This window comes from Companilactobacillus sp. RD055328 (assembly GCF_022835675.1).
In the GTDB taxonomy this organism is placed as follows: Bacteria; Bacillota; Bacilli; order Lactobacillales; family Lactobacillaceae; genus BQUT01.
On sequence record NZ_BQUT01000005.1, the window covers coordinates 374,992 to 400,066 of the forward strand.

25 protein-coding genes are annotated in these 25,075 nt (G+C 33.0%); 4 read left to right on the forward strand and 21 right to left on the reverse strand.

The features are described 5' to 3' along the window. Positions 1–73 precede the first annotated feature (73 nt). From def to RD055328_RS03980, 4 genes are all read left to right on the forward strand, one after another. Positions 74–634 carry a peptide deformylase gene (gene def / locus RD055328_RS03965; RefSeq protein WP_244087505.1) on the forward strand — a complete coding sequence of 187 codons (561 nt, stop codon included), beginning with the start codon at positions 74–76 and terminating at the stop codon, positions 632–634. Positions 635–771: 137 nt separating this feature from the next. Then, complete coding sequence (locus RD055328_RS03970; RefSeq protein ID WP_244087506.1) at positions 772–984, forward strand: DNA-directed RNA polymerase subunit epsilon; 213 nt, start codon at positions 772–774, stop codon at positions 982–984. Between the two features lie 5 nt (positions 985–989). Next, a complete protein-coding gene (gene rnjA / locus RD055328_RS03975) occupies positions 990–2,678 on the forward strand; it encodes a ribonuclease J1 (protein WP_244087507.1) in 1,689 nt (562 codons plus the stop codon). Between the two features lie 64 nt (positions 2,679–2,742). Then, a complete protein-coding gene (locus RD055328_RS03980; protein ID WP_244087508.1) occupies positions 2,743–3,708 on the forward strand; it encodes a diacylglycerol kinase family protein in 966 nt (321 codons plus the stop codon). A gap of 18 nt (positions 3,709–3,726) precedes the next feature. Here RD055328_RS03980 and eis read toward each other — a convergent pair whose 3' ends face one another. From eis to murD, 21 genes are all read right to left on the reverse strand, one after another. After that, positions 3,727–4,944, reverse strand: a complete 1,218-nt coding sequence (gene eis / locus RD055328_RS03985; protein ID WP_244087509.1) for an enhanced intracellular survival protein Eis — start codon at positions 4,942–4,944, stop codon at positions 3,727–3,729. 3 nt (positions 4,945–4,947) lie between these two features. Continuing rightward, positions 4,948–7,326: an ATP-dependent RecD-like DNA helicase gene (locus RD055328_RS03990; RefSeq protein WP_244087510.1), complete on the reverse strand. Its 2,379-nt coding sequence runs from the start codon at positions 7,324–7,326 to the stop codon at positions 4,948–4,950. 4 nt (positions 7,327–7,330) lie between these two features. Beyond that, positions 7,331–7,993, reverse strand: coding sequence for a lipopolysaccharide assembly protein LapB (locus tag RD055328_RS03995; RefSeq protein ID WP_244087511.1), 663 nt, complete (start codon positions 7,991–7,993; stop codon positions 7,331–7,333). An 8-nt stretch (positions 7,994–8,001) separates the two neighbouring features. Next, positions 8,002–8,661, reverse strand: a complete 660-nt coding sequence (locus RD055328_RS04000) for a histidine phosphatase family protein (RefSeq protein ID WP_244087512.1) — start codon at positions 8,659–8,661, stop codon at positions 8,002–8,004. Between the two features lie 105 nt (positions 8,662–8,766). After that, positions 8,767–9,882 (reverse strand): tRNA 2-thiouridine(34) synthase MnmA, encoded by a 1,116-nt coding sequence (mnmA, locus tag RD055328_RS04005; RefSeq protein WP_244087513.1) that lies wholly within the window; start codon positions 9,880–9,882, stop codon positions 8,767–8,769. 9 nt (positions 9,883–9,891) lie between these two features. Further along, complete coding sequence (locus tag RD055328_RS04010; protein ID WP_244087514.1) at positions 9,892–10,227, reverse strand: DUF1831 domain-containing protein; 336 nt, start codon at positions 10,225–10,227, stop codon at positions 9,892–9,894. Position 10,228: 1 nt separating this feature from the next. Continuing rightward, positions 10,229–11,368, reverse strand: coding sequence for a cysteine desulfurase family protein (locus RD055328_RS04015; RefSeq protein ID WP_244087515.1), 1,140 nt, complete (start codon positions 11,366–11,368; stop codon positions 10,229–10,231). Between the two features lie 15 nt (positions 11,369–11,383). Then, positions 11,384–12,067: a 5'-methylthioadenosine/adenosylhomocysteine nucleosidase gene (locus tag RD055328_RS04020; protein WP_244087516.1), complete on the reverse strand. Its 684-nt coding sequence runs from the start codon at positions 12,065–12,067 to the stop codon at positions 11,384–11,386. A gap of 20 nt (positions 12,068–12,087) precedes the next feature. After that, a complete protein-coding gene (locus RD055328_RS04025; RefSeq protein ID WP_244087517.1) occupies positions 12,088–12,291 on the reverse strand; it encodes a hypothetical protein in 204 nt (67 codons plus the stop codon). Beyond that, complete coding sequence (locus RD055328_RS04030) at positions 12,284–12,847, reverse strand: NUDIX hydrolase (protein WP_244087518.1); 564 nt, start codon at positions 12,845–12,847, stop codon at positions 12,284–12,286. Before RD055328_RS04030 ends, RD055328_RS04025 begins: the two co-directional genes overlap by 8 nt. Beyond that, positions 12,831–14,249, reverse strand: coding sequence for an MFS transporter (locus RD055328_RS04035; RefSeq protein ID WP_244087519.1), 1,419 nt, complete (start codon positions 14,247–14,249; stop codon positions 12,831–12,833). The genes RD055328_RS04030 and RD055328_RS04035 overlap by 17 nt, the downstream gene beginning before the upstream one ends. A gap of 52 nt (positions 14,250–14,301) precedes the next feature. Next, complete coding sequence (locus RD055328_RS04040; RefSeq protein ID WP_244087520.1) at positions 14,302–14,502, reverse strand: cold-shock protein; 201 nt, start codon at positions 14,500–14,502, stop codon at positions 14,302–14,304. Between the two features lies 1 nt (position 14,503). Further along, positions 14,504–17,281 carry an isoleucine--tRNA ligase gene (gene ileS / locus RD055328_RS04045; RefSeq protein ID WP_244087521.1) on the reverse strand — a complete coding sequence of 926 codons (2,778 nt, stop codon included), beginning with the start codon at positions 17,279–17,281 and terminating at the stop codon, positions 14,504–14,506. A 301-nt stretch (positions 17,282–17,582) separates the two neighbouring features. After that, positions 17,583–18,356, reverse strand: coding sequence for an RNA-binding protein (locus RD055328_RS04050; RefSeq protein ID WP_244087522.1), 774 nt, complete (start codon positions 18,354–18,356; stop codon positions 17,583–17,585). Next, positions 18,353–18,619: a YggT family protein gene (locus tag RD055328_RS04055; RefSeq protein ID WP_244087523.1), complete on the reverse strand. Its 267-nt coding sequence runs from the start codon at positions 18,617–18,619 to the stop codon at positions 18,353–18,355. Before RD055328_RS04055 ends, RD055328_RS04050 begins: the two co-directional genes overlap by 4 nt. 19 nt (positions 18,620–18,638) lie before the next feature. Then, positions 18,639–19,031, reverse strand: a complete 393-nt coding sequence (locus RD055328_RS04060; RefSeq protein WP_244087524.1) for a cell division protein SepF — start codon at positions 19,029–19,031, stop codon at positions 18,639–18,641. A gap of 14 nt (positions 19,032–19,045) precedes the next feature. Then, positions 19,046–20,314, reverse strand: a complete 1,269-nt coding sequence (gene ftsZ, locus RD055328_RS04065) for a cell division protein FtsZ (RefSeq protein WP_244087525.1) — start codon at positions 20,312–20,314, stop codon at positions 19,046–19,048. Between the two features lie 36 nt (positions 20,315–20,350). After that, positions 20,351–21,736, reverse strand: coding sequence for a cell division protein FtsA (gene ftsA / locus RD055328_RS04070; protein WP_244087526.1), 1,386 nt, complete (start codon positions 21,734–21,736; stop codon positions 20,351–20,353). A gap of 92 nt (positions 21,737–21,828) precedes the next feature. Next, the gene (locus tag RD055328_RS04075) at positions 21,829–22,584 is read right to left on the reverse strand and encodes a cell division protein FtsQ/DivIB (RefSeq protein WP_244087527.1); all 756 of its coding nucleotides are present in this window, start codon (positions 22,582–22,584) and stop codon (positions 21,829–21,831) included. Between the two features lie 14 nt (positions 22,585–22,598). Next, the gene (gene murG, locus RD055328_RS04080; protein WP_244087528.1) at positions 22,599–23,690 is read right to left on the reverse strand and encodes an undecaprenyldiphospho-muramoylpentapeptide beta-N-acetylglucosaminyltransferase; all 1,092 of its coding nucleotides are present in this window, start codon (positions 23,688–23,690) and stop codon (positions 22,599–22,601) included. Continuing rightward, positions 23,687–25,063, reverse strand: a complete 1,377-nt coding sequence (gene murD, locus RD055328_RS04085) for a UDP-N-acetylmuramoyl-L-alanine--D-glutamate ligase (protein ID WP_244087529.1) — start codon at positions 25,061–25,063, stop codon at positions 23,687–23,689. Before murD ends, murG begins: the two co-directional genes overlap by 4 nt. Between the last annotated feature and the right edge of the window lie 12 nt (positions 25,064–25,075).

Sequence of the window (25,075 nt, forward strand, 5' to 3'; positions counted from 1 at the left end):
AATTGATGCTTTAAATGACAGTTTTTTTAATGCTATAATTAACGGATATATATAGAACAATTGGAGGCCAAAAATGTATTTAATGAAAGACGTAACTCGTGATGGTAACCCAGTATTACGTAAGGTTGCCCAAAAAGTAACATTCCCTATCTCAAAAAAAAATAAACAATTAGCTGATGATATGATGGAATATCTTATTAATAGTCAAGATGCGCAGTTAGGCCAAAAATACGGACTTCGTGCTGGTGTCGGTTTAGCCGCTCCACAAGTTGGTGAATCAGTTGCAATGGCTTCAGTACTTATTCCTAATCTAGATGAACCTGACAAAATAGATTTACAGATGACTTTAATTAATCCGGTTATTATCAGTGAATCTGTACAAGTCACTGCACTTGGCGAAGGCGAAGGCTGTTTATCAGTCGATACTGAAGTACCAGGTTACGTCCCCCGTCATAATAAAATTACCATTAGATATGATGATTTTGATGGTGTAAGCCAAACAATGAAACTTAGAGGATATCCCGCTATTGTTTGCCAACATGAAATTGATCATTTAAATGGACATTTGTTTTACGATAAAATCAATAAGAAAGATCCATTCACAATTGATGATAAAGCTTTAATAATCGAATAATTAGACGCTTTTAGCGTCTTTTTTTATTTCTAAAATATATACATAAATAATAAATTATGATAATATTTATGTAACTGTTGATTCGTCAACCACCTGTTCGGATAGAAATAAATACGCAACAATAAAGGAGAACAATTTTGATTTATAAAGTACTATTCCAACCTGACAAGTCTCAAACTCCCCGTAGAGAGACAACAGAATCTATTTATGTAGAAGCTGATTCACAAATTGAAGCACAAGCAATGGTAGAAAAGAACACAAACTACAACATTGAACTAGTGCAGGAACTAAGTAAGGATTTTCTTGAATACGAAAAGAAGAGCCTTAACTTTAAAATTACGAAGTTTTAATAAATATGCCATTTGAAATAAATGACAAAGAAGTTTTCGTTTTTGCCATCGGGGGACTAGGTGAAATCGGAAAAAACATGTATGGCGTGCAGTATCGCAATGAAATCATTGTGATTGACGCTGGTATTAAATTCCCAGAAGATGATCAATTAGGTATTGATTATGTTATTTCTGATTATCAATATCTAATGGACAATCAAGATAAGATTAAGGGACTATTCATCACTCATGGTCATGAAGATCATATTGGTGGAATTCCCTTCTTCTTACAAAAAGTTCAAGCTCCAATTTTTGCCGGTCCTTTGGCCAGTGCATTAATTAAAGGAAAACTTGAAGAACATGGTTTGTTGAACAAAACAGAAATGCACGAAATCCAAGAAGACACAGTTATTAAGTTCAATAATATGAGTGTTGACTTCTTTAGAACAACTCATTCAATTCCCGATGCTTTAGGAATTGCAGTCCACACTCCACAAGGAGTAATTGTTGAAACTGGTGATTTTAAGTTTGACTTAACTCCAGTTGCTGGACTACCTTCTCCAAATCTACAAAAAATGGCACAACTTGGTGCTGAAGGTGTCTTATTACTTATGTCTGATAGTACTAATGCCGAAGTATATGGCTTTAGTAAATCAGAGCGTTACGTTGGTGACACTATTCACAAGATTTTTGAAACCATCAAAGGTAGGATTATTTTTGCTACTTTCGCTTCAAATATCTATCGTGTTTCACAAGCGGTTGATGCTGCCTTACAACAAGGCCGTAAAGTTGCTGTCTTTGGACGTAGTATGGAATCGGCCATTGTTAATGGTCGTGAACTAGGATATTTGAATATTCCTGATGATATGTTACTAGATGCTTCTGAGATTAATAAGTTACCTCCTGAAAAAGTCATGATCTTATGTACTGGTTCGCAAGGTGAACCTATGGCTGCTCTAAGTAGAATTGCTAACGGATCTCATCGTCAAATAACTATTCATCCTGAAGACACTGTCATCTTTTCAAGTAACCCAATCCCAGGTAATACTTCAAGTGTTAATCATGTTATTAACCTATTATCTGAAGCTGGAGCTAATGTTATTCACGGTAAAATTAATAACATTCACGCTTCTGGTCATGGTGGTCAACTTGAACAAGAATTAATGATTCGATTAATGAAACCTAAGTACTTCATGCCAATTCATGGTGAATTCAGAATGCTAAAAATTCATACTGAACTCGCACAGAAGTGTGATGTACCTAAAGAAAACTGTTTCGTAATGGAAAACGGTGATGTTTTAGCCTTAACTAGTGATTCAGCTAGACCAGCCGGACACTTCCCTGCTGACGATGTTTATGTCGATGGTAATGGTATTGGTGACATTGGTAATGTGGTTATTCATGACCGAAAGATGTTATCAGATGAAGGTTTGGTAATTGTTGTAGCTACAATTGACTACAATAAAAAAATCGTATTAGCTGGACCTGATATCCTTTCACGTGGTTTTGTATATATGCGTGAATCTGGCGAATTAATTAGTGATGCACAAAAACGTGTATTCCATTTAATTAAAAATGCATTTAACGAATCGGAAACAGAAGTTACTGAGGCAATGCTAAAAACTATTATTACTGACGGATTACAAGATATGCTTTACAAAAAGACTGAACGTAACCCTGTAATTTTACCAATGTTGATTTCTGCTTCAGTTTAACGATTAGGAGTCCCATTCGGACTCCTTTTTATTTTGTCTAATATGACATATTTGAGGAAAAACTATGAACTATAAAAAACTACATATTATTTTGAATGAACATGCATCTTCTGGAAATTCAAAAAAACGTGGTCAAAAAGTCATTCGAATCTTGAATCAAAATAAAATTCCATATACATTATCAATCACTAAGAAGCCAGATGATGGTATTCGCTTAGGTAAAGACTTTGCAAATTCAAAAGCTGTCGACGATACGCTCTTAGTGATTATTGGTGGTGATGGTACACTCAATCAATGCCTAAATGGAATAAGAAAATCAAAAAATCCTCATACACCTATTTCTTATATCCCCTCTGGATCTGGAAATGATTTTGCTAGAGGATTAGATTTAGAAACTCACATTGAAAAAATCATTACTGCACTAAATACAAACCAAGAATTTAAAGAAGTTGATATTGGTGAATATCAAGATAATAATTCTAAGAACTCATATTTCTTTGTTAATAATATTGGGATTGGCTTTGATGCGGCAATTGTCTATTCAACAAATCGCTCCGCATCGAAGAAATTCTTAAATATGTTAAGACTTGGTAAGCTTTCTTACCTATCTCAATTGATTAAAGTTTTTTTCAAACATGATAATTTTGACCTTACTATTTCAGATCTTCAAAATAAGGATACTAAAATTTTAAAAAATGTTTTTCTGGTAACTACAACTAATCATCCTTTCTTTGGTGGTGGTGTACCCATTGCACCTGTAGCATCACCTTTTGATCACGAATTAGATCTGATTGTTGTTGAACAGATGGGTGCTCTTGATATAGTGAAATTATTCATAAAAATGTTAAAAGATGGTAGTCATTTACAAGACCATCGTGTTCATCATTTCATATCAAATGATTTGAATTTACAAGCAAATAAACCAGAATATGTTCAGATGGACGGTGAAGACTTCGATAAAGCTGACATCAATCTAACTTTCTCAGTTCATCATCATCCATTCTTAATGGTAAATAAAAACAGCGACTAATTAGTCGCTGTTTTTTGTTTAGAAATAATCTGAATAATATGGTGTTTCTATAGGAATAATGTTTTCCAAGACTCTAATTGCATGATGACTAGTTTTTAGTCGTTCAATTTTAGCAAGGTATGATGGGCGTTTATAACTCATCATCATAGTAGTTAAGGTTTGAATATCACAAACTATTTCTTCTCCTATTGCATCATGTGTTATTTCAAGTTGACCTTCTTCATCAAAATGAAGACCAAAAGTATTATTATTCCATTCAGCCAATGGGTCATTAATAACAAAATGTATATCTTTGCCACCATCTTCAAAAGGATACATCTTAAAGAACTCTTCTACATCAACAATTCGAGCCATAAAATATGGTTCTATTGTTTCTTTTATATCACCATCATCTAATAAAAAGTCTAAAGGTTCATCTTTATAAATATGACCTTTAACTTTATCTAGCATTGAGAAATGAGCGCTGATAAAGTTCCATAGTCCTAATCGCGCTTCTTGGTTTAGATATATCATTTCTTTAACATGAAATACATCATTTGCTATCCAATAAATAATATAGCCATCTTCACGACCATTCTCATTATAATAGACAGCTGCCATTCGTTCTTCTTCATTTTCCCAACGCCAATATTCATCCCAATTCAATTGACTTCGAATCATTGAACCATGATTTTGTTTAGCAAATTCTTCGTAAATAGCAAAGATCGCCCCATCATCAATTTCAGTTCGTTCTACACGCCCAGGTACGTCAACTTGTTTAGGTAATTGTGTATCTTTTAACTCAAAAGTTAAATGATCTGACATAATTTCCCAACCTTTTTTACGATAAAAAGGTATGTCATAAGGATATAGATAAGAAATCCATTGCTGGTGAGCTCTCATATGATTCAATGCAATTTTTACCAAATCATGCATCAAACCATTACCAGCGTACTCAGGATAAGTTCCAACTCCTGTAATGCCTCCCATTTTGTAAATATTACCGTGAATATTCACTTCGCAGGGATATATGGCAATTTGAGAAATTAATTCATTACGCTCATTAAACCAGCCAAAAACATCAGAAACTTCAAGGACTGGCTGTTTAGCACGTTCAATTTCTCCTTCTTCATAACCACTTTCAGATAAATCTTTATTAGTTACTTGAAAAACATAACGTAGTAAATCGTTAAATTGTTCAACATTTTCAACTGTTACCGGTCGGATTTCTAAATTTTTTCTTATTTCGTCGCTCATTTTTTACTCCTCTTTTGACATAAAATCATATGGGCTAATATCTGTCATTCCTATCATTGGATCAACATTATTATTCAATATTATTTCATTTGTTAATTCATAATTTATTGATGTGGTTTCTACTTCTTTAGTTGTAGATATTTCGAAAGTCTTTAACAATCTATTAATTAAAGTAGTTGCTCTCTTACTAGAGATATCATTGATAGCGTCAATATATGCTTGTTGATCACCTATCATTATAAGCATTGATTTTGCACGAGTAATACCAGTATATAATAAGTTACGTTTCAACATACGTTTTGCTTGGCGAACTAGTGGCATAATTACTAATTCAAATTCACTACCTTGTGCTTTATGAATCGAAGTACAATACGCCAATGTTATTTTATTCCAATCTGAACGTGCATAAGATATTTCTTGACCCGAAAAATCAAAGTGTAGTTCATCACTGTTAATATCGCTATCTTTTGCATATGTGATACCAGTAATAAGTCCTATTTCACCATTGAATACATTATTTTCTGGATTATTAACTAAATGAACAACTTTATCACCAATTCGATAATCAACATTCCCAAACTTCACACTTTTTTTATTAGAGTTAAGTGGATTCAAAATATTTTGAATTATTAAATTAAGATTATCAATACCTGCAGTTCCTCGATACATTGGCGCTAATGTCTGTACATTATCGATATCAAAGTTTTTGTCTTTAACACGTTGAAAGACTTGTTCAATTACACCAGGAATTTGCTTATCGCTAGCTCTAATAAAACTCCGGTCTTTGAAATTTTGAAAAATTTCATCACTTACTATACCTTCGTTAATATCATGAGCCAACTTAGTAATTGATGAATCACTGTCTTGACGATAGATAAAATCAAGCTTCTTAGTAGGTAACGCCTCGCTATCAATTAAGTCAGAAAAAACTTGTCCCGGTCCAACTGATGGCAATTGATCTTTATCACCTACTAAAATTAATTGAGTTCCCGGATTTATGGCTCCCATTAATTGTTTGAATAAATTAATATCAACCATCGACATTTCATCAATAATTAGTAAGTCGGCTTCGACTTCACCTACTGTTGCATTATTGATATCTTCATTCCCATTAAGTCCTAATAGTCGATGTATTGTGCTAGCAGGCAAGCTAGTTGTGTCGGCCATTTGTTTTGCTGCACGTCCAGTAGGTGCTGCAAGTGAAATAGGAAACACGCTATCTTTATAGTCAGTGATATCTAACGATACTTTGTGTAATTTAGCATAAGCTGCAACAATTCCATTAATTATGGTAGTTTTCCCGGTTCCAGGCCCACCTGTTAATAAGAAGATAGGATGTTCAAGAGCCTGTTTAATTGCTTCTTTTTGTGAATTACCATATTTTATTTTCAATTCTGATTCTACTTCAGAAATCGCTGAATCAATTTTTTCTTCAGCTATATCTTGATTGAATCCTTCATTTATCAACTTTAAATTTGATGCTATAGTCCATTCGAAGTCATAAAGATATTTCAGATATAAACGTTCATCTTCACGAATAATTAAACCATCAGTAGTTAATTGTTCTATTTGTTTAGAAATTTTGTCTTCAACATTATCAGTATATCGACTACTCATTAAGAGTCTTTGAGTTTCAGTCTCTAATATACTTTCATTCGCATAAGTATTACCTTCAAGTGAAGATAATAAATTCAAGACATGTAAGATAGCTCCACGAATTCTAAATTCATTATCAACGGCAAATCCAAGTTCTTCAGCAATCGCATCAGCCTTTTTGAAACCTACTCCATTAATATCTTCAACTAACTGAAATGGGTTATTCATAACTATTTCTAAAGTCTTTGAATGATAAGCTTGAAATATTTTAGTAGCAATCGTATTACCGATGCCTAACTGGTTCAATTCCAACAGAATTTGTTCCGTCTCATGATTAGACTGAACTTGATTATAAATTATATCAATTTTGTCATTACTTAAATGTAATCCATCTAATACTGATTTATCTTTTAAAATCTTATCTATTGGATTACTTCCTACAACTTTTAATAAATTTTCAGCCGTCTTTTTCCCAATACCGGGAAATAAATCACTTGAAAAATAATTAATAAGACTTTGCGTATCAGTCAACTTCTTTTGTGAATAAGAATCAGATTTAAATTGTTGACCATACTTAGGATGATTCGTTACATCACCTATAAACTTGTATTCTTGTTCTTCATTGAGATCGCCAAAATAACCCGTGACAACAATTTCTGGTTCATTCCAGTCTATATTTGTATCTTCTACAGCAACTAGAATAATCTTATAAAAATTGTCTGGGTTTTCAAAAAAAACAGATTCAACTGTACCTTCTATATATTTTTGTTCTTCGTCAGCGTCCATGTTTTTATTTATTCTCATTAATTATTTTTTGTATATCTGTTAATCGTTGAATATTATCTTCATAATACTTCTGATTAATGGCTTTTGATTCTTTAAATACAGATTGAGCTTTAGGATCATCAAGAGTAAACAAACATACTCCTAAATTGAAAGTGTTCCTCTCGTTTTTTCTAATATCTGTAGATATTAAATAATATTTCTTAGCATCTTTTACATTACCCATTGCTAAGAAGATATCACCAACTAATTGAGCATATCCCTCATCTTCATGCTCATTTTCGGCGGCAGTAATAGCGTAAACAAGTGCATGATTATTATCACCCAATTGTTGATAACACTGAGCTAACATAAAGGACGCAGGATTTCTCATCTCTGTCTTTAATAGTTCAGTAAATATTGGTAAAGCTTGATCAATTTTACTTTGATTAAAATAAATATTACCCAAATTATATTTAATAGTATCTTCATCGGGGAAAATATTGAGTGAACGTTTTAAAAGCTCTTCAGCTTGTTCAAATTCACCACCATAAGAAAGATAAGTAGATAGCTGTAGGATTATTTCTAATTGCTTAAAATCATCATTTAACGCCTTTGTCAAAGTAATAACAGCTGCTTCTTTATCACCAGATTCATATTGTTTAGCAGCTTGTTTTGCAACTTCATTCATATTATCACCTAAATCGTATCTGTAACGTCTTTTTTCTTATGTAAGAATTGCGTATTGTTCCAATCTAGCAATTCGAAACTTTCACCGTAATCATCTGTTTCCATAGTTGTTACACTTGTATTTGATAGTCCGCCATCTTTACGTAAATCATTTAGCTTCTCATTTGCTAATGACTTAATCATTGCTACTAAAGCTGCACCATGACTGACAACGATATAGTTCTCATCTCCTGTTGAATCTTTAGCAATTGATTTAATCAATTTATTAGTACGTTTTATTACATCCTGAAATGACTCACCATTAATGATTGTTTCATCATAATCTTCTGGACTATTTCTAAATGCCCAAATAAGTCCTGGAAACTTAGATTCTACGTCTTTGAACTTCTCACCTTCCATAATACCTAAATTAAACTCTCTCAGTTCATCATAAGTAATAATTGGAATATTTATACCCATATCGTTAATTAATGTCTCAGCGGTTACCTGAGCCCTTTTTAAAGGACTTGAAAATACCTTATCAAACTTGATGTCTTGTAAGAACTCACTCAAGTATTTAATATCGGTATAGCTTTCTTCAAGTAATGGTGAATCTCCATTTGCCCCTTGATATCTTCCTTCAAGATTCCACTGTGTTTTTCCATGCCTAATAAAATAAAATTTTGTCACTATTTGACTCCTACTATTTTCCCTATATGTAAACATTATGGAGATTTTCATGAGTTAATTCAAGTAATAAAAAAAGAAGCTTAACTAAGCTTCTTTTTTACATATTTAAATATATTGTAATTCTTTAGCATTCATGTAAGCAGCATCAATAGTTGCTCCGCCTAAACACTCTTGATCGTCGTAGAAAACTACTTCTTGTCCAGGAGTAATTGCACGAACAGGTGCATCAAAGATAACTTTAACTTTGCCATCACCTAACATCTTTACAGTAACGCCTGTATCTTTTTGACGATATCTAAACTTGGCTGTTACATGGAACTCGTCCCCACGATCGATGGGCGTATTCAATGATAAATCAGATGCAACTAATTCATCAGCATATAACGCTTCATTTTCATATCCTTGATCGACATATAAAGTGTTGGTTTTCATATCTTTACCAACAACAAACCAAGGATCATTTGAAGTACCATTTCCACCAAGTCCTAATCCAGAACGTTGACCGATTGTATAGTACATCAAACCGCCATGCTCACCCATAATTTCTCCACTTGGAGTCATCATCTTACCAGGTTGAGCAGGTAAAAATTCACCTAAGAATTGTTTGAAATTTCTTTCTCCAATAAAACAAACACCAGTTGAGTCTTTCTTTTTAGCAGTTGCTAGTCCTGCTTCTTCAGCAATACGACGCACTTCTGATTTTTGTAAGTGCCCAATTGGGAATAGTACTTTTTGTAATTGGTCTTGGCCTACTGTACTCAAGAAATATGTTTGGTCTTTGTTATCGTCGGCACCACGTAACATATGAACAATACCGTTCTCATCACGTTCAATTTGTGCGTAGTGTCCCATAGCAATATAATCGGCATCAAGTTTCATAGCATAATCTAAAAATGCTTTGAACTTAACTTCTTTATTACACATAACATCTGGATTTGGTGTACGACCTTTTTTATATTCATCTAAGAAATATGTGAATACTCGATCCCAATATTCCTTCTCAAAATTAACAGAATAATAAGGTATCCCTATTTGTTCTGCAATCTTAGCAACATCTTCAAAGTCTTCTGTCGCAGTACATACACCAGAATCATTAGTGTCATCCCAGTTCTTCATGAATACACCAATAACATCGTAGCCTTGTTCTTTAAGTAGTAAAGCACTAACTGTTGAATCAACTCCACCACTTAAGCCAACTACGACTCGCTTCTTTTTTTCCATGATTAACCCCTAATTCTTAACTAAAATTTCTCTTTTAATAAAATCATCTAAAATATATTGATATAGTTCAATCATTGCATCAGTATCTTTTAATTTTGAAATGTTAATATCTGTCATACCTGTCATATCAGTTACAGACATTTTTAATTTGTCCAAATCTTTAGCGATACTAATCTTTAATTTGAATTTGGCATCATAAGGAGAATCACCTATTGGACGGTCAAATAAAAAATTACCATTGTTAGTTTCAACAAAACCAACATCTTTTAATGAGTATTTTTTTATATTTGGTGATAATGTATATTTTTGTTCATCACCTGTTACTTGATCTGTTAAATGTGCCATCTTAATTCTCCTTAGATAATTCTTTTACAATATCGACTAACTTATCAACAAAAATTTGTAATTCATCTTCAGTAGTCATTTTACCAAAACTAATACGAATTGATTCATTTATTCTATCTTCATTATCAAACATTGCTTTTAATACATGTGAAGGTTCGAGACTTCCCGCAGTACATGCCGAACCACCAGAAACAGCAACTCCAACCATATCAAGACGAGTAATCAAAATATCTCTTTGAATTCCTTTAAGCCAAATGTTTAAAACATGAGTGGGACTATCAATTAAACCATTCACATCATAATCAATATTATTTTGTGACAAGGTTTCAACAATCATATTTTTATAGCCTTGATACTTCTTAACTAAAGTTTGACTATCTTCTAATCGTTCAATAGCTTCAGCAAATCCCGCAATCCCAGGAATATTTTCAGTCCCAGCGCGACGTTTGGTTTCTTGATCACCGCCACGTATAAATGAAGGCAAAATTAACTCATCATTTATATACAAAGTACCTAAAAATTTTGGTCCATATATTTTATGTGCTGAAGTTGATAGTAAGTCTACATTTAATTCTTTAACATCAATGTTCAACATTCCTAAAGCTTGTACTGCATCGGTATGAAAAACAGCTTGATGATTTTTAACAACTTCACCAATTTCTTTAATTGGCATTACCACACCAGTTTCATTATTAACCATCATAACTGATACCAAGATAGTATCATCACGTAATGCATTTTCAACTTGATCGGCAGTAATTTGTCCTTGTCGATTAGGTTTTAAATAAGTTACTTCAAAACCTTGCGATTCCAAATATTCAAGCGGTTTTAATACTGATTCATGTTCAATCTGTGTTGAAATAATGTGTTTACCATATTTCGATCTTGCTTCAGCTGTTGAAATAATAGCAGTATTATTGCTTTCACTTCCACCACTTGTAAAAATAATTTCTTTTTCTTGAGCATTTATCCTGTTTGAAATTATTTTTCGACTTTTTTGTAGAGTTGCCTTGGCTTTTCTTCCCGTAAAATCAGGGGTTGATGCATTACCAAAGTCATTCTTCATCTCTTCAGTTATTACATCAATAACTTTTTCATCCATTGGTGTGGTGGCAGCATAATTAAGATATATATTGTTCATTGTGCCACCTCCTATTTAATTATTATTCAAAAAATTCAATAGCATTGATACTGAGTTCTTACCTGCAGTTACCACAAATTCGTCAAAATCAACTGCGGCATTGCTATCTCCAACATCACTCATTGAGCGAATTACAACAAATGGTATTTTAAACTCATTACATACTTGAGCAACCGCTGCTCCTTCCATTTCACTGGCAAGGGCATCGGGGAAATTACCCAATATTTGTTGGTTTTGTTCATTAGTTCCGATGAATTGATCACCAGTAACAATTAACCCTTTATGAAAAGCTAAACCTGTTGCAGTTGCAGCACTAGCAATTTTTTCAACGGAGTTTGAATCTGCTTCAAAAAATAGTTCTCGTTTGGGTAATTGACCATGCTTATATCCAACAACATTAACGTCATGGTAAGCAAGTTTTGTAGATATTACTACATCACCGATTTTAAGTCCTTGACCAATACCTCCAGCTGAACCTGTATTAATAATAAGTTCAGGCTGATAAATATTAGCCATCAAAGTCGTTGTCATTGATGCTTGGACTTTTCCAATTCCAGATAAAGCAAGAACTAGATGATGTTTTTTATATGTTCCTTGATAAAAAGTTACACCGGCAATATTACTTTCTTCGATATTCTCCATCGATTCTAAAAGTAATCTTTGCTCTTCTTCCATGGGGATAATTACACCTAAATTCATATACTCTCTCCTTTTAAAAACTACAAGAAAAACAATATCAGATATACAATAATAATCAAAACAAAAACAACTAGAATTGCACGATTTAATCGACTTTTTAGTTTATTTTTTTTCTCGCGTGCGACTAATCGGCGATTTGTTTCAATTCTTTCGGGATTTTCTCTTGCATAACGCTCTTCAGCTTCTAATCTTTGCTTGTCTTTTTCTTCAAAATTATTATCCATATTGACTACCTCTATTCATTTGCCAATAGTTAATAGCTAATAATGTTTTTGCATCACAGATGAATTCTTGTTCAATCTGCTTATTTATTTCTTCCAATGTGAACCATTCAACATTTAAGAATTCATCACTGTCTAGCTTCAAATCGTCAAATTCTCTTTTTGGATTAACTGCAAAGAATGTATAAAACATTTCATTTGAATATCCCACACTACAATAGAATTTATCTACTAGTACGAGATCATCAGCTTGGAATCCTGTTTCTTCTCTTAATTCGCGTTTTGCAACTTTTTTAAAATCAGTTTCGCCAATATCAATTTTCCCAGCAGGAATTTCCAAAGTTTCTTTGGCCATTGGAGCACGCCATTGACGAACTAAGGCAATTTTATCATCTTGAATTAAAATAATACCCACGCCGCCATTATGTTTAATCACTTCACGTGTAGAAGTGCTACCATCAGGAAGTTTGACATCTTGTACTGAAAGATCAACAACATTCCCTTTAAAAATATTCTTTTCAGATATAACTTTTTCTTCGAATTTACTTTGTTTGCTCATTTGAACGATACCATCTTATTCCTGTAGTTATTAATGCCAGAATACAAATACCAAATGCAGCCCAGAATGTGACATGCATTCCTGATATAAATATCTCAGGTTTATCATTTAGATAGGTGGTTACTGAATATCCGGCTGAACTACTCATTGAACTAAATAATATAGTAGTTGCTAAAGAAATTCCAATAATCATTCCCATATTTCTAGCTAAAGAATTCAACCCACCTGCTATTCCTAAATATTTCTTATCTACAGAACTCATAACTATTGAATTATTAGGAGCTTGGAAAATTCCATTTCCAAAACCAACTAGACCAATAAAAATCATAACCATCCAAAGTGGTGTATTAAGATCCATCAATGCATAGCTTACCTGACTAATTGCGATTATAACTAATCCGATAAACGTCATCATCATCGGACTAACACGATCGGAAATTCTACCAGCAAACGGTGCAACAATTACTTGTACTAAAGGAAAAATCATCAGTACATATCCAGCGTGAGAGGCATTCATTCCTCGTGCATTTTGTAGATAAAATGGTGAGATAACATTAAAGAAGAAGTTAGTTACAAAAATTAAAAATCCACATAATAAACTAATTGAAAAATTACCATTTTTAAAAATTTCAAAATTAATCAAAGGATAACTAATTGAACGTTGTCTTCTAACAAATAATGTAAATAAAATTATGGCTATAATGAAGGCTAGTAATATATATACATTACTAAATCCTATTTCTTGTCCCACAAATATTGCACCAAAAAATGCTACGATTGCAAGGAAATATGACATGAAACCTAAATAATCAATTCTACTCTTGTTAGTAGTTTCATCTTTAGGCAAATACATTTGTCCAAAAATAAACGCAAAAATTCCTACTGGTACATTAATCCAGAATATATAACCCCATGGTAAGGCACCTAAAATAATGCCGCCTAAACCAGGGCCAGCTATTGAACCTAATGCCACAAAAGAACCAACCCAACCAAGAGCTTGTCCACGTTCAGTAGCTGGGAAAACTTCAGTAATAATTCCATTATTAGTACTCATTGTCATTGCTGCTCCAATTGCTTGTACTGTGCGTCCAAACAATAAAAACAATAGACTATGATTAAATCCACAAAGTAAAGACCCTAAGATGAATAAAGCCCCACCTAATTGAAAAATTTTGACTTTACCTATCGTATCACCTAGTTTTCCAAACAATATTAAAAAGGCACATATAACAATTAAATAAATTGATACAACCCATTCTGCTTGATTCATGGGAATATTTAAATCTCTTCCCATAGTAGGTAGTGCAATATTTACAATACTTCCATCAAGCACTGACATGAAAGTAAATAGATTAACCGCAATTAATATTTTCCAGCGGTTAGGATTAACATTAGTTTTCATTAAAAATCTTCCTTTTCCAAAAATAAAAAAGCACAATGCGTGCTTTTTTATTTTACAACAATATTATATTTACTGCTTGAGGACCTTTTAATCCCTGTGCAATTTCAAATTCAACTTCGGCATTATCTTCAATATATTTTTCATCACGATTCTTAAATGATGTTATAAAAGCGAAATATTGCTTACCTTCATTATCTTCAATAAAGCCAAATCCTTTTTTAGCATCGAACTTAACTACTTTTCCTGAGAACATATTATTCAAGTCCTTCCGCAACTGCTTCTGGATAGTTATCACGCACAATCTTTGCGCAGCGAGCACAAAGTTCTGGTAAATCACTATCACTTCCAACATCTGTCTTAGTCATGCGACATCTCTTACATACATCACCATCTGCTTGTTCTACTAATACTTTTACTTCTTTATAAGTATCAGCATCATCTGTTGCTTCTGATAATTCTTTCAATTCAAAACCAGAAACAATTAATAACTGTTCAAGATCACTATCAAGATTTTGTAACAATGATTGGATATTTGAATCAGCATAAATTGTAACTTTTGCTTCCATTGATTTACCAATCAATTTGGCATTTCTTGCTTCTTCTAGTGATTTTAAGACATTATCTCTAATAGCTAAAAATTCACTCCAGTTATTTAATAATTCAGAATTATTAATTTCAACCTTAACTGGCATTTCTGATAATTGAATATATTCTTCATTCTCTTTAGTAAACTTCCAAATTTGTTCCATAGTAAATGGCAAGATTGGAGTTAGAACTTTAGATATTTTGACAACTGCATCATACATAACCGTTTGCATACAACGACGTGCATGACTATCAACACTTTCGATATAAACTACGTCCTTAGCAAAGTCTAAGTAGAATGCAGACATATCATTTGTAATGAATGCCATAACTTCTTTATATACCGATGAGAAGTCATTGTTTTCATAATGATCTAGCACATTATTGATTAACATATCTAATTTAACAGACACATATTGATCAACTTGTCGTAAATCATCATAAGCAACACTATTAGTTTTTGGATCAAAATCATCCGTATTAGCTAACATAAATCTCAACGTATTTCTGATTTTACGGTAGATATCTGAAACTTGCTTGAATGAATCAACGCTCACTGGAACATCAGAGCTAGTATCAACTGATGCAACCCATAAACGGATAATTTCAGCTCCAAATTGTTTTTCAATATCACTTGGTAAAATTGTATTTCCCAATGATTTACTCATCTTATGTCCGTTTTTATCAAGAGTGAATCCTTGTGAAAGGATACTCTTAAATGGTGCTTGTCCATTAACGGCAACTGATGTAATCAAACTAGAATTGAACCAGCCACGATACTGATCAGAACCTTCAAGAATTAGGTCAGCTGGAAAGCCAAGATTAGGGCGTGCTTTCATTACACCACGATGTGATGACCCTGAATCGAACCAAACATCCATAATATCAGTTTCTTTAGTAAATTGACCATTTGGACTTCCTGGATGTGTAAATCCTTCGGGTAGAAGATCTTTGGCGTCTTTTTCTAACCAAATATTTGAACCAAATTCACCAAATAAATCAGCAACATGATTAATTGTTTCAGAAGTCATTATTGGAGTGCCGTCTTCAGCATAGAAAATTGGTAATGGAACACCCCAGGCACGTTGTCTAGAAATAACCCAATCACCACGATCTTTAATCATATTGTAAAGACGTTGTTGTCCCCAATCAGGAGTGAAATTAATCTTATTGATTTCATCAAGAATGTCTTGTCTGAATGGATCAATTGAAGCAAACCATTGTGGTGTTGCTCTAAATATAACTGGCTTTTTAGTACGCCAATCATGAGGATAACTATGAGTGAAGAATGATAATTTAAGTAATGCACCTTTTTCTTTCAATAATTCAGTAACTGGCTTATTAACATCATCGTAGTACATACCTTCAAAACCAGGAGCTTCATCAGTCATATTACCATGTCCATCAACTGGTGAAAGAATCGGCAAGTCATATTTTGATCCAGCATTAAAGTCATCTGTACCATGGCCAGGGGCTGTATGAACAAGACCTGTACCATCGTCTAATGTAACATGATTACCTAAAATAACTAATGAATCACGATCATAGAAAGGATGTTGTGCTGTCATCATTTCTAATTCTGAACCCTTGATAACTTTAAGGACTTTAACATCCTTGAATTCTAGAGTTTCTGCAACTTCATTTAGTCGTTGGCTTGCTACGACATATTTCTTACCATCGGCTTCAATTAATGAGTATTCGAATCTCGGATTAACTGCAATAGCAACGTTAGCTGGCAATGTCCAAGGCGTTGTTGTCCAAATAATAAATGATGTATCGTTATCTAATAAATCTTTGCCATCTTTCACTTTAAATGCGACAAATAAAGAAGGTGACTTAACATCTTTATATTCAATTTCTGCTTCAGCCAAAGTTGATTCTGAAGATGGTGACCAGTAAACAGGTTTTTTACCACGGTAAACAAAACCTTTTTCTACCATTTCGCCGAACATCTTAACTTCTTCTTTTTCAAATTCTGGTTGAAGTGTAATGTATGGATTATCCCAGTCAGCTGAAATACCAAGGCGTTTGAAATCTTCACGTTGTTTATCAACTTCACCCATAGCGTAATCAAAGCAAAGTTTACGATATTCAGATAACGTCATTTCTTTTCGTTTGATACCTTTTTTGGCTAATTGTTGTTCAATAGGAAGTCCATGTGTATCCCACCCAGGAACAAATGGTGCACGGAAACCATTCATTGATTTATAACGAACAATTATATCCTTTGAAATCTTATTTAATGCGTGACCCATATGAATGTTTCCATTAGCAAATGGTGGTCCATCATGTAAATAAAAAGAAGGTTTGCCTTCATTTAAAACTTGGCGTTTGTTATAAAGATCGTTATCTTCCCAATCTTTTGCCCATTGTCCTTCCATGTTTGGCAAGTTTCCACGCATTGGAAATTCTGTATTACCTAAGTTAAGAGTTTCTTTTGTTTTCAACTTTATTTCCTCCATTATTAAAGTAAATAATTATATAGATTAAAATAAAAAATCCCTGCCACTAATATTAATTAGTAACAGGGACGACAGTATCGCGGTACCACCCATATTCGCATCATTAAGATGCCTCTATCTAACTTATTCAATTAATTATAAAAAGTGATATAACCAAATCAGAGAATTATCAACCTTACACCAATCGTTGACTCGCTTAAAATGTTAACTTAGTTACTTGTCTTTTTAATTACTTTGTTATTATAGTCGAAATTTGACGTTTAATCTACTTCGACTCACAATTTTATTATTTTCTAATGACATTAACACTCATTTTCCACTTAGAATTTTGTGTCTGTCCGAATATTTCAGTGATTCTAACACGTCCATATCCACGAACACTAATAGTGTCATTCATTGAAACGAAATGATCGATTTTATTAGTTTTAACCCAGTTAATCGTGACTTTACCACGTGTGATAAAATCCTTAGCATTTTGTCTTGAAACATTATATACCGTAGAAATAATTGCATCTAATCTAAAAGAACGAACCGTAATCGTTTCATTATCTGAATCATCTCTAGGTAATAGTAATTTATTCTTCTCTATAGCTGATAAATGTACGGTATTATTGCCAATCTTTTGCAGATTATTAATGACAAAATCTCTCATTGATTCTTTAACTAGGAATTGCCATTGTTTACCATCAGTAATAATATCGCCAAAAAAGTCGCGATCAATTCCCAAATGGACTAATGCTCCTAATATTTGTGAATGTTTCAATTGAATAAATTTACTATTAAATCGAATCTCTATTATAGATAATTCAAAATCGTTATTATCCAATTGATAGTAATCAGGTGCAATAATTATTCGTTTACGTTCACTACCATAATATCCGCCTTCATAAAAAACTTGAATATCAGGATATCGATTAGCGATATTTTCAACTATATATTGTTCTCTCATATTAAAAAAATCAGTGAGCTCGAGGTAATTATTCTTCTCAACTCGCTGAAATATTTCTTCTATACGTTGAACAAAATGAGTTTCTTCAGACCTAAAAAAATCCGAACTCATAATAGTACCATTAAAATAATTTTATTCAGTCCTTCAAGCAACAGAATAGCAATTAATGGACCGAATCCAATTCCCATAATAGGTGGAACAAATCTATCAATAACATTTAGAAAAGGTGCCACTAATTTCGTAATTAGCTGACCGAATTTAGACTGATATGCTCCTGGAAACCATGATAGTAAAGCATAAATAAGGATTATGGTTTCGTATGCACTAATCAATCTAGTGATAATGTATGGCAAACCAATTATTATATTATTCAATTGAATTTAGTATCCTTTATTAAATTTCAGATTTTTGAATTATTGAACTACCATCAACTTCAAACTTTTGTGGTGTACATAAGAAAATATTCTCACCAACATTTTTAATTTCACCATTAATAGCAAAAACAGTTCCGGCAAGAAAATCAACAATTCTCTTAGCTTGAGTATCATCAATTTTACTAAAATTAACAATAACAGCTTTATTTCCAAGAATTTGTTGTGCAATATCCTTGGCATCAGCATAAGCAACTGGTTCTGAAATAACAATTTTACTTGTTTTTCTAGCATTATTAGCTGACGACATTGGTACTACCTTTTCATCATTATATGTTTCATTTTGTACTTCTTCGTTATTTTCAAAATCTTCATCACCCATACCGAAGAAATTACTCAATTTGTCAAATGCCATATTAATTCCCCTTTTTACTCTGGACGTCTACGTTTAAAGAATGGAGGCATTGAATCGTCACCATCTTTAATATCATCGATGTCTGAACTATCTGTAAATAAGTCAAATTCAGGAGCATCTTTTTTATTTTCTGCTGGTTCTGAAATAACTTCGGAACTATTAGGTAAAGAACTAGTTGGTTCTGAACTTGGAATATCATTCCAAACATCTAATGGATTGTAATTTTCTTCTGGAGTTTGTGTTTTTTCTTCAACAGTTGTTGATGTTGCGGCTGCTGTTCTTTCACCAAAAGCTCTTTCAGATGGACGGTTATTATTTGCAGGAGCAGATTTATCAATACCTGTAGCAATAACAGAAACTTTCACTTCATCACCAAGTGTTTCGTCTATAGAAGTACCAAAGATAACATTGATATCACTTCCAGCAGCATCTTGAACGATACCTGCAGCTTCTTGAGCCTCAAATAGTGAAAGGTCTGAACCACCAGTAAGGTTAATTAATACTTGTTCAGCACCATCAATTGATACTTCAAGTAATGGAGAAGAAATAGCAGCATTAGTTGCTTTTTGGACACGGTCTTCACCGCTGGCTTGGCCGATACCCATTAATGCAGCACCTTGTTCAGCCATTATTGTTTTAACATCGGCGAAATCGACGTTAACAACACCAGCTGATGTAATAAGATCAGAGATACCTTGGACACCTTGTCTTAAAACATCATCGGCAAATTGGAATGCTTCATCAATAGGTGTACGTTTATCAACAATTTCTAACAACTTGTTATTAGCAATTAGAATCAATGAATCAACATTTTCTTTCAAACGATTAATACCATCAGTAGCATTGCGGTCTTTTCTTTGGCCTTCAAACATAAATGGTTTTGTAACTACACCTACTGTCAAAGCTCCGCTATCTTTAGCAATTCTAGCTACCACTGGGGCTGCACCGGTACCGGTACCACCACCCATTCCGGCAGTAACAAAAATCATATCAGCCCCTTGTAAGGCTTCTTGAATTTCTTGTTCACTTTCTTCAGCGGCCTTTTCACCTACTTCTGGATTAGCTCCAGCACCAAGTCCACGAGTTAGTTTAGGTCCGATTTGAATTTTTCTTTCAGCAGCTGATGCTTCAAGAGCTTGTACATCTGTATTAGCAACAATGAACTCAACTCCTGAAATTCCAGCTTTAATCATTCTATTAACGGCATTTCCACCACCGCCACCAACACCTATTACTTTAATTACAGCAGAAGTATTGTTGTTTGAATCTAATGAATATTCCATGTCAATGTCTCTCCTAATCCGATTTGCTTATTATGCTTAATCAAAAAACCTATTCCAGAAACTTTTAGCGGTTTCACCAGCATTTTTGGCTTTACTTTTCGTTGACTGTCTTTGTTCTATCTCTTCTTGTTCATCATTTTCATAATTAGTTGAATCTGTTTCTTCAACTGTTCTAGTTGCATCATTCTTACGAGAAAATCTATCCATGAATCCTCTGTTTTCATATTCAGAGTTATCACTAGGTTGTTCTTTTTTCTCATTTCCTAAAACAACATCGTTAGCAATGCGTTCAACGTCTGACAGCATAGCTGCGTAATATACCAAACTGAGTCCTAATGAAAACGATGGGTAACGCATGCCCATTTGTTCAGGCGTAAATACTTTAGTTTGAACGCCAAATATTCTCTTAGCTAAAGATTCAACTCCTGGCGTTGCGGCAACTCCACCTGTGATAATGACCCCACCAGGTAAATCCAGAGCATTTTTTTCATCAAGTTTTTCTTTTAAGCGATTAAATACTTGTTCAACACGAGCTTCAATTATTTGCGATAAATACTCAAATGTAATTGTTTCTGGTTCAGCTTTTCCAACAACTTCAGCTTGGAAACTCTCAAGAGTTGATACGTCTTTTGAATCTGCATTACCATAATAAATTTTATAATGACTAGCATTTTCAACAGTGGTATTTAAAACAACAGATATATCATGAGTTATATGGTTTCCACCTTCATAATCAACGTCTACCATTTTCAAATTCTTATCGTGGATTACTGATGCAGATGTCTGTCCCGCGCCCATATCAATAATTACTGAGCCAAAGTTGCGTTCACCTTCACTTAGTACAAGATCACTTAATGCGATTGGTGAAACAACTTCATGAGAAATGTTTAATCCGGCTTTTTTAATAGCCATTTGTGCATTATGAACAATGTTTTTAGGAGCAGTATAGATAATACCGTTCATTTCTAAACGTACTCCAATCATGCCCCGTGGATCACGAATGTTACTAAAACCATCAACATTGAATTTCAAAGGTTTTAAAGAAACAACTTCACGTTCGCCTTGTAAGTTTTGTACCATAGCTGCTGCCATGACTTGCCTTACATCATTTTCAGTTATTTCTTTTGATTGTGTTCCCACAGCAATCATTCCTTGACAAGGAGCTATTTCTAGCATTGTTGAAGGTATATTGATGATTACATCATTTATTTGTAAGTTAGATTGTTTTTCGGCTTTATTGATAGCTTTTTTTATCGATTCTGAGGCTTTATCAATATCCACGATGACTCCGCGGCTGACACCTTCAGATCTTTCGCTTCCGACCCCAATAACATTTACTTTTCCTGCTACTGACTCGGCAACAATAACTTTTATGGAACTAGTACCAATGTCTAATCCCACAAAAATTTCTGAATTATTCATAATTGCCTCCCCTTCAGATATAAAGCCTAAAGCTTTATATATTCCTTAAAATTCTAACATATATCCGTACTAATTTTCAGCCTTTTTCAGCATTATTTAGAAGAAAATGGATAAGAAAATGAACCGACTTCTAAATCAACAACACCTTTTTCTTTCATCTGACTTGAAATACTTGGATAATATTTCATTTTTTTGACCATTGTCTTTGTATTGACGATTACTTCATTGCCGTCATTCATATATAAACGGACTTTATTTTTATCAAGTTTTGCAGGTTCATACTTAACTTCTGAAATTGAATTTTTTATTTTCAAATCCAGCTTAGCATACTGTTTAATAGTATTATCAAGAACATCTTTATTATCAAAACCACTATAGACCGGATAATTACCGATCGGTAATTTCAGTTTTTTAGAAACCGTTTTTCCGGTTTCCAAAATTCTATAATAATGACCATCTTTTAAAATAAATCCTACAGTTTCATACTCTTTAATTTTTATATCTAGTTTATTAAAAGAATCTATATCAAAGTTAATAGTTTTTATGGTTTGTAAATCATCTTTAACTCGTTGTTCATATGTACGTTTATGAGAAAAAACATTTAATACTGAAGTATCAGTACTAATTTTTGAAGCATTTATAACTTGTTGTTCACCCAAATCATTAATTCCTGAAACATTAATTTGAGATGTTTTTGACAGTGGCGAACCCAAATAAGCGATAAACAAAACTAATAAAACAATAGCGCCAATAATAAAATTCTTGATATTATCAACGACAAAAGCTTTGAAATCTCGCGCCTTTTTTTTCTCAGTTTTAACTGTTCTTAGCCTTTTTTCTTCACTCATTTTTTCACCATAAATTATTTAACTAATTTCAACATCTCATCAATTAATAAATCTGCCGCATTAGGAATTCCAAGTTCTTTAGATTCTTCTTCCATATTCTTATAAACTTCAGCGTTTCCCATAATATTATTTATAGATTCTAATAATGATTCTTTTGTCAGGTCAGATTCTTTAATTACTGAAGCTGCACCTACTTTTTCTAGAATTTCGGCATTTTTTGTTTGATGATCATGTGTTACATATGGACTAGGAATAAAAATTGCTGGAATTCCAAGTGCAGTAATTTCTGCAATACTTGTTGCACCAGAACGACCGACTATCAAAGATACGTCAGGCAAAATTTCAGGCATCTCGTCTACATATGGAACAACTGAAACATTAGGATTCTTCTTTGCACTAATCTGTTTAATAACATTATCATAATGAATTTTCCCGGTTACAAACAGTACTTGATAATTAGCTTCATTAAACGATGAAATACTATCAACAACTGCAGAATTCAGTGGACGTGCACCACGACTTCCACCAAATATCAAAACTGTCGGTTTATGTGGCACTAAGTTGAATTCTGACAACCTTTCGTTAGGCTTAATTTTAATTACTTCCTGAGCTCTGGGATTACCTGTTAATATCAATTTTGATTTCTCAGGAAACTCTGTAGCAACTTCAGCGAATGATATAGCAATTTTATCAACGAAGTGTCCCAAGAATTTATTGGTTACACCCGCAATAGAATTCTGTTCATGAATAATAGTTGGAACTTTCATTTTGTGAGCGGCATAAACAACTGCGCTAGAAACATATCCGCCAGTTCCAATTACAATATCAGGTTTAAATTCTTTAATAATTTTTTTTGATTTAGAAATACTTGAAAAAAATAAATTAACGGTTTTAATGTTATCTAACGATAGTTTACGTTTAAATCCTTGGATTTCTACAGTAGTGAAAGGAATATTCAAATCCTTAACAATTCGACTTTCCAAGCCACTTTTAGTTCCAACGTATAAAACATCATCTAATAGATTTCGCTCTTTTAATTGATTGATTAATGCGATTGCTGGATATATATGTCCACCAGTTCCACCGCCAGATACAATTACTCTCATTTAGAAGTTTCCTTTTTTATATTTTTTACTTCTTCAATAAATAAATCACCACGTTCTTCAAACGTTTTGAATTGGTCCCAACTAGCACAAGCGGGTGAAAGTAAAATAATTTCTCCAGCTTCACTATCAGCATATGCTTGTTTTGTGGCTAGTGATAAATTATCTACTTTGTTAATTTTTTCAATTCCCGCTACTTTACCAGCTTCAATTAGTTTGTCCGCTGTTTGTCCGTATACAGTTAATGATTTAATATTTTTCAATACAGGAACTAAATCATTAAATCCATTACCTCTATCGAGTCCACCAGCTATCAAATTAACGGGCTTTTTAAATGCATTTAAAGCAACTGAAGTAGCTTTAATATTTGTAGCTTTTGAATCATTATAAAATGATCTGTTTTCAATCTCATCAACAAACTGAATCCTATGTTTAACACCACCAAAAGTTGTTAAAACTTGTTGTATATGGTTATTAGAAATACCTAATATTTTTGCAACACAGATTGCAGCCATTGCGTTTTCAACATTATGACTACCCGGAATACGAATATCGTTAACTTTAACAACTTCTTCATTCTTATAAAAAATAATATCATCTAAGATGTAAGCACCATCTTGATAATCACTAGTTTTAGTAAATGGAACTATTTTTGCTTTACTTTTTTTCGCTAATTGAATCCATTCATCGTTATCATAATTAACGACAAAAAAATCATCTTCTGTTTGATTTCTTGTAATATTCATCTTAGCCGCAACATAATTTTCTCGTGATCCATGGTAATCCAGATGAGTGGAATATAAATTGGTTAAAACAGCAATTTTAGGGTGTAGTTGATTAATACCCATAAGTTGAAAACTTGATAATTCTGATACTAGATAATCATTTTTTTCGGCGACTTGAGCACCATCACTTAGAGGAATACCAATATTTCCTCCAGTATAAACACGGTGAGTGTCTGTTTGTGTTTGAAGCATTAATGAAACTAATGTTGTTGTTGTTGTTTTACCATTAGTTCCAGTAATACCAATCATTGATCCTTCAAGTACTTCATATGCCAACTCTGGCTCGGTTAATATTGGAATTTGTAATTCTTGAGCACGTTTTACCATTACATTGTCGTAAGGAATACCAGGATTTTTGAACATATATGAAAAGTTTTTATCAAATAAATCTAAAGGATGCGAGCCTGTAATTATCTCAGCACCTAATTTTTGAAGTTCTTTAACATCAACATCAGTTGGTGATACTTCTTTTGCATCATTAATCGTTACACTAGCACCAAGTTTTAATAATAACTTAGCAACAGATACTCCACTCTTACCAAGTCCTAGAACCAATACCGATTTATTTTGATAAGTATCAATGTTTTTCACTTTTTATACCTT

Excerpts from the sequence above, each read along its gene's own strand:
- RD055328_RS04040 (WP_244087520.1), bottom strand. The coding sequence starts at position 14,502 with ATGTTCTCAGGAAAAGTAGTTAAGTTCGATGCTAAAAAAGGATTTGGC.
- def (WP_244087505.1), top strand. The coding sequence starts at position 74 with ATGTATTTAATGAAAGACGTAACTCGTGATGGTAACCCAGTATTACGT.
- mnmA (WP_244087513.1), bottom strand. The coding sequence starts at position 9,882 with ATGGAAAAAAAGAAGCGAGTCGTAGTTGGCTTAAGTGGTGGAGTTGAT.
- RD055328_RS04075 (WP_244087527.1), bottom strand. The coding sequence starts at position 22,584 with ATGAGTGAAGAAAAAAGGCTAAGAACAGTTAAAACTGAGAAAAAAAAG.
- RD055328_RS04030 (WP_244087518.1), bottom strand. The coding sequence starts at position 12,847 with ATGAGCAAACAAAGTAAATTCGAAGAAAAAGTTATATCTGAAAAGAAT.
- RD055328_RS04060 (WP_244087524.1), bottom strand. The coding sequence starts at position 19,031 with ATGGCATTTGACAAATTGAGTAATTTCTTCGGTATGGGTGATGAAGAT.
- RD055328_RS04050 (WP_244087522.1), bottom strand. The coding sequence starts at position 18,356 with ATGAGTTCGGATTTTTTTAGGTCTGAAGAAACTCATTTTGTTCAACGT.
- RD055328_RS04035 (WP_244087519.1), bottom strand. The coding sequence starts at position 14,249 with ATGAAAACTAATGTTAATCCTAACCGCTGGAAAATATTAATTGCGGTT.
- RD055328_RS04020 (WP_244087516.1), bottom strand. The coding sequence starts at position 12,067 with ATGAATTTAGGTGTAATTATCCCCATGGAAGAAGAGCAAAGATTACTT.
- ftsA (WP_244087526.1), bottom strand. The coding sequence starts at position 21,736 with ATGAATAATTCAGAAATTTTTGTGGGATTAGACATTGGTACTAGTTCC.
- RD055328_RS03990 (WP_244087510.1), bottom strand. The coding sequence starts at position 7,326 with ATGGACGCTGACGAAGAACAAAAATATATAGAAGGTACAGTTGAATCT.
- RD055328_RS04010 (WP_244087514.1), bottom strand. The coding sequence starts at position 10,227 with ATGGCACATTTAACAGATCAAGTAACAGGTGATGAACAAAAATATACA.
- murG (WP_244087528.1), bottom strand. The coding sequence starts at position 23,690 with ATGAGAGTAATTGTATCTGGCGGTGGAACTGGTGGACATATATATCCA.
- RD055328_RS03980 (WP_244087508.1), top strand. The coding sequence starts at position 2,743 with ATGAACTATAAAAAACTACATATTATTTTGAATGAACATGCATCTTCT.
- RD055328_RS03995 (WP_244087511.1), bottom strand. The coding sequence starts at position 7,993 with ATGAATGAAGTTGCAAAACAAGCTGCTAAACAATATGAATCTGGTGAT.
- eis (WP_244087509.1), bottom strand. The coding sequence starts at position 4,944 with ATGAGCGACGAAATAAGAAAAAATTTAGAAATCCGACCGGTAACAGTT.
- rnjA (WP_244087507.1), top strand. The coding sequence starts at position 990 with ATGCCATTTGAAATAAATGACAAAGAAGTTTTCGTTTTTGCCATCGGG.
- RD055328_RS04015 (WP_244087515.1), bottom strand. The coding sequence starts at position 11,368 with ATGAACAATATATATCTTAATTATGCTGCCACCACACCAATGGATGAA.
- ftsZ (WP_244087525.1), bottom strand. The coding sequence starts at position 20,314 with ATGGAATATTCATTAGATTCAAACAACAATACTTCTGCTGTAATTAAA.
- RD055328_RS04025 (WP_244087517.1), bottom strand. The coding sequence starts at position 12,291 with ATGGATAATAATTTTGAAGAAAAAGACAAGCAAAGATTAGAAGCTGAA.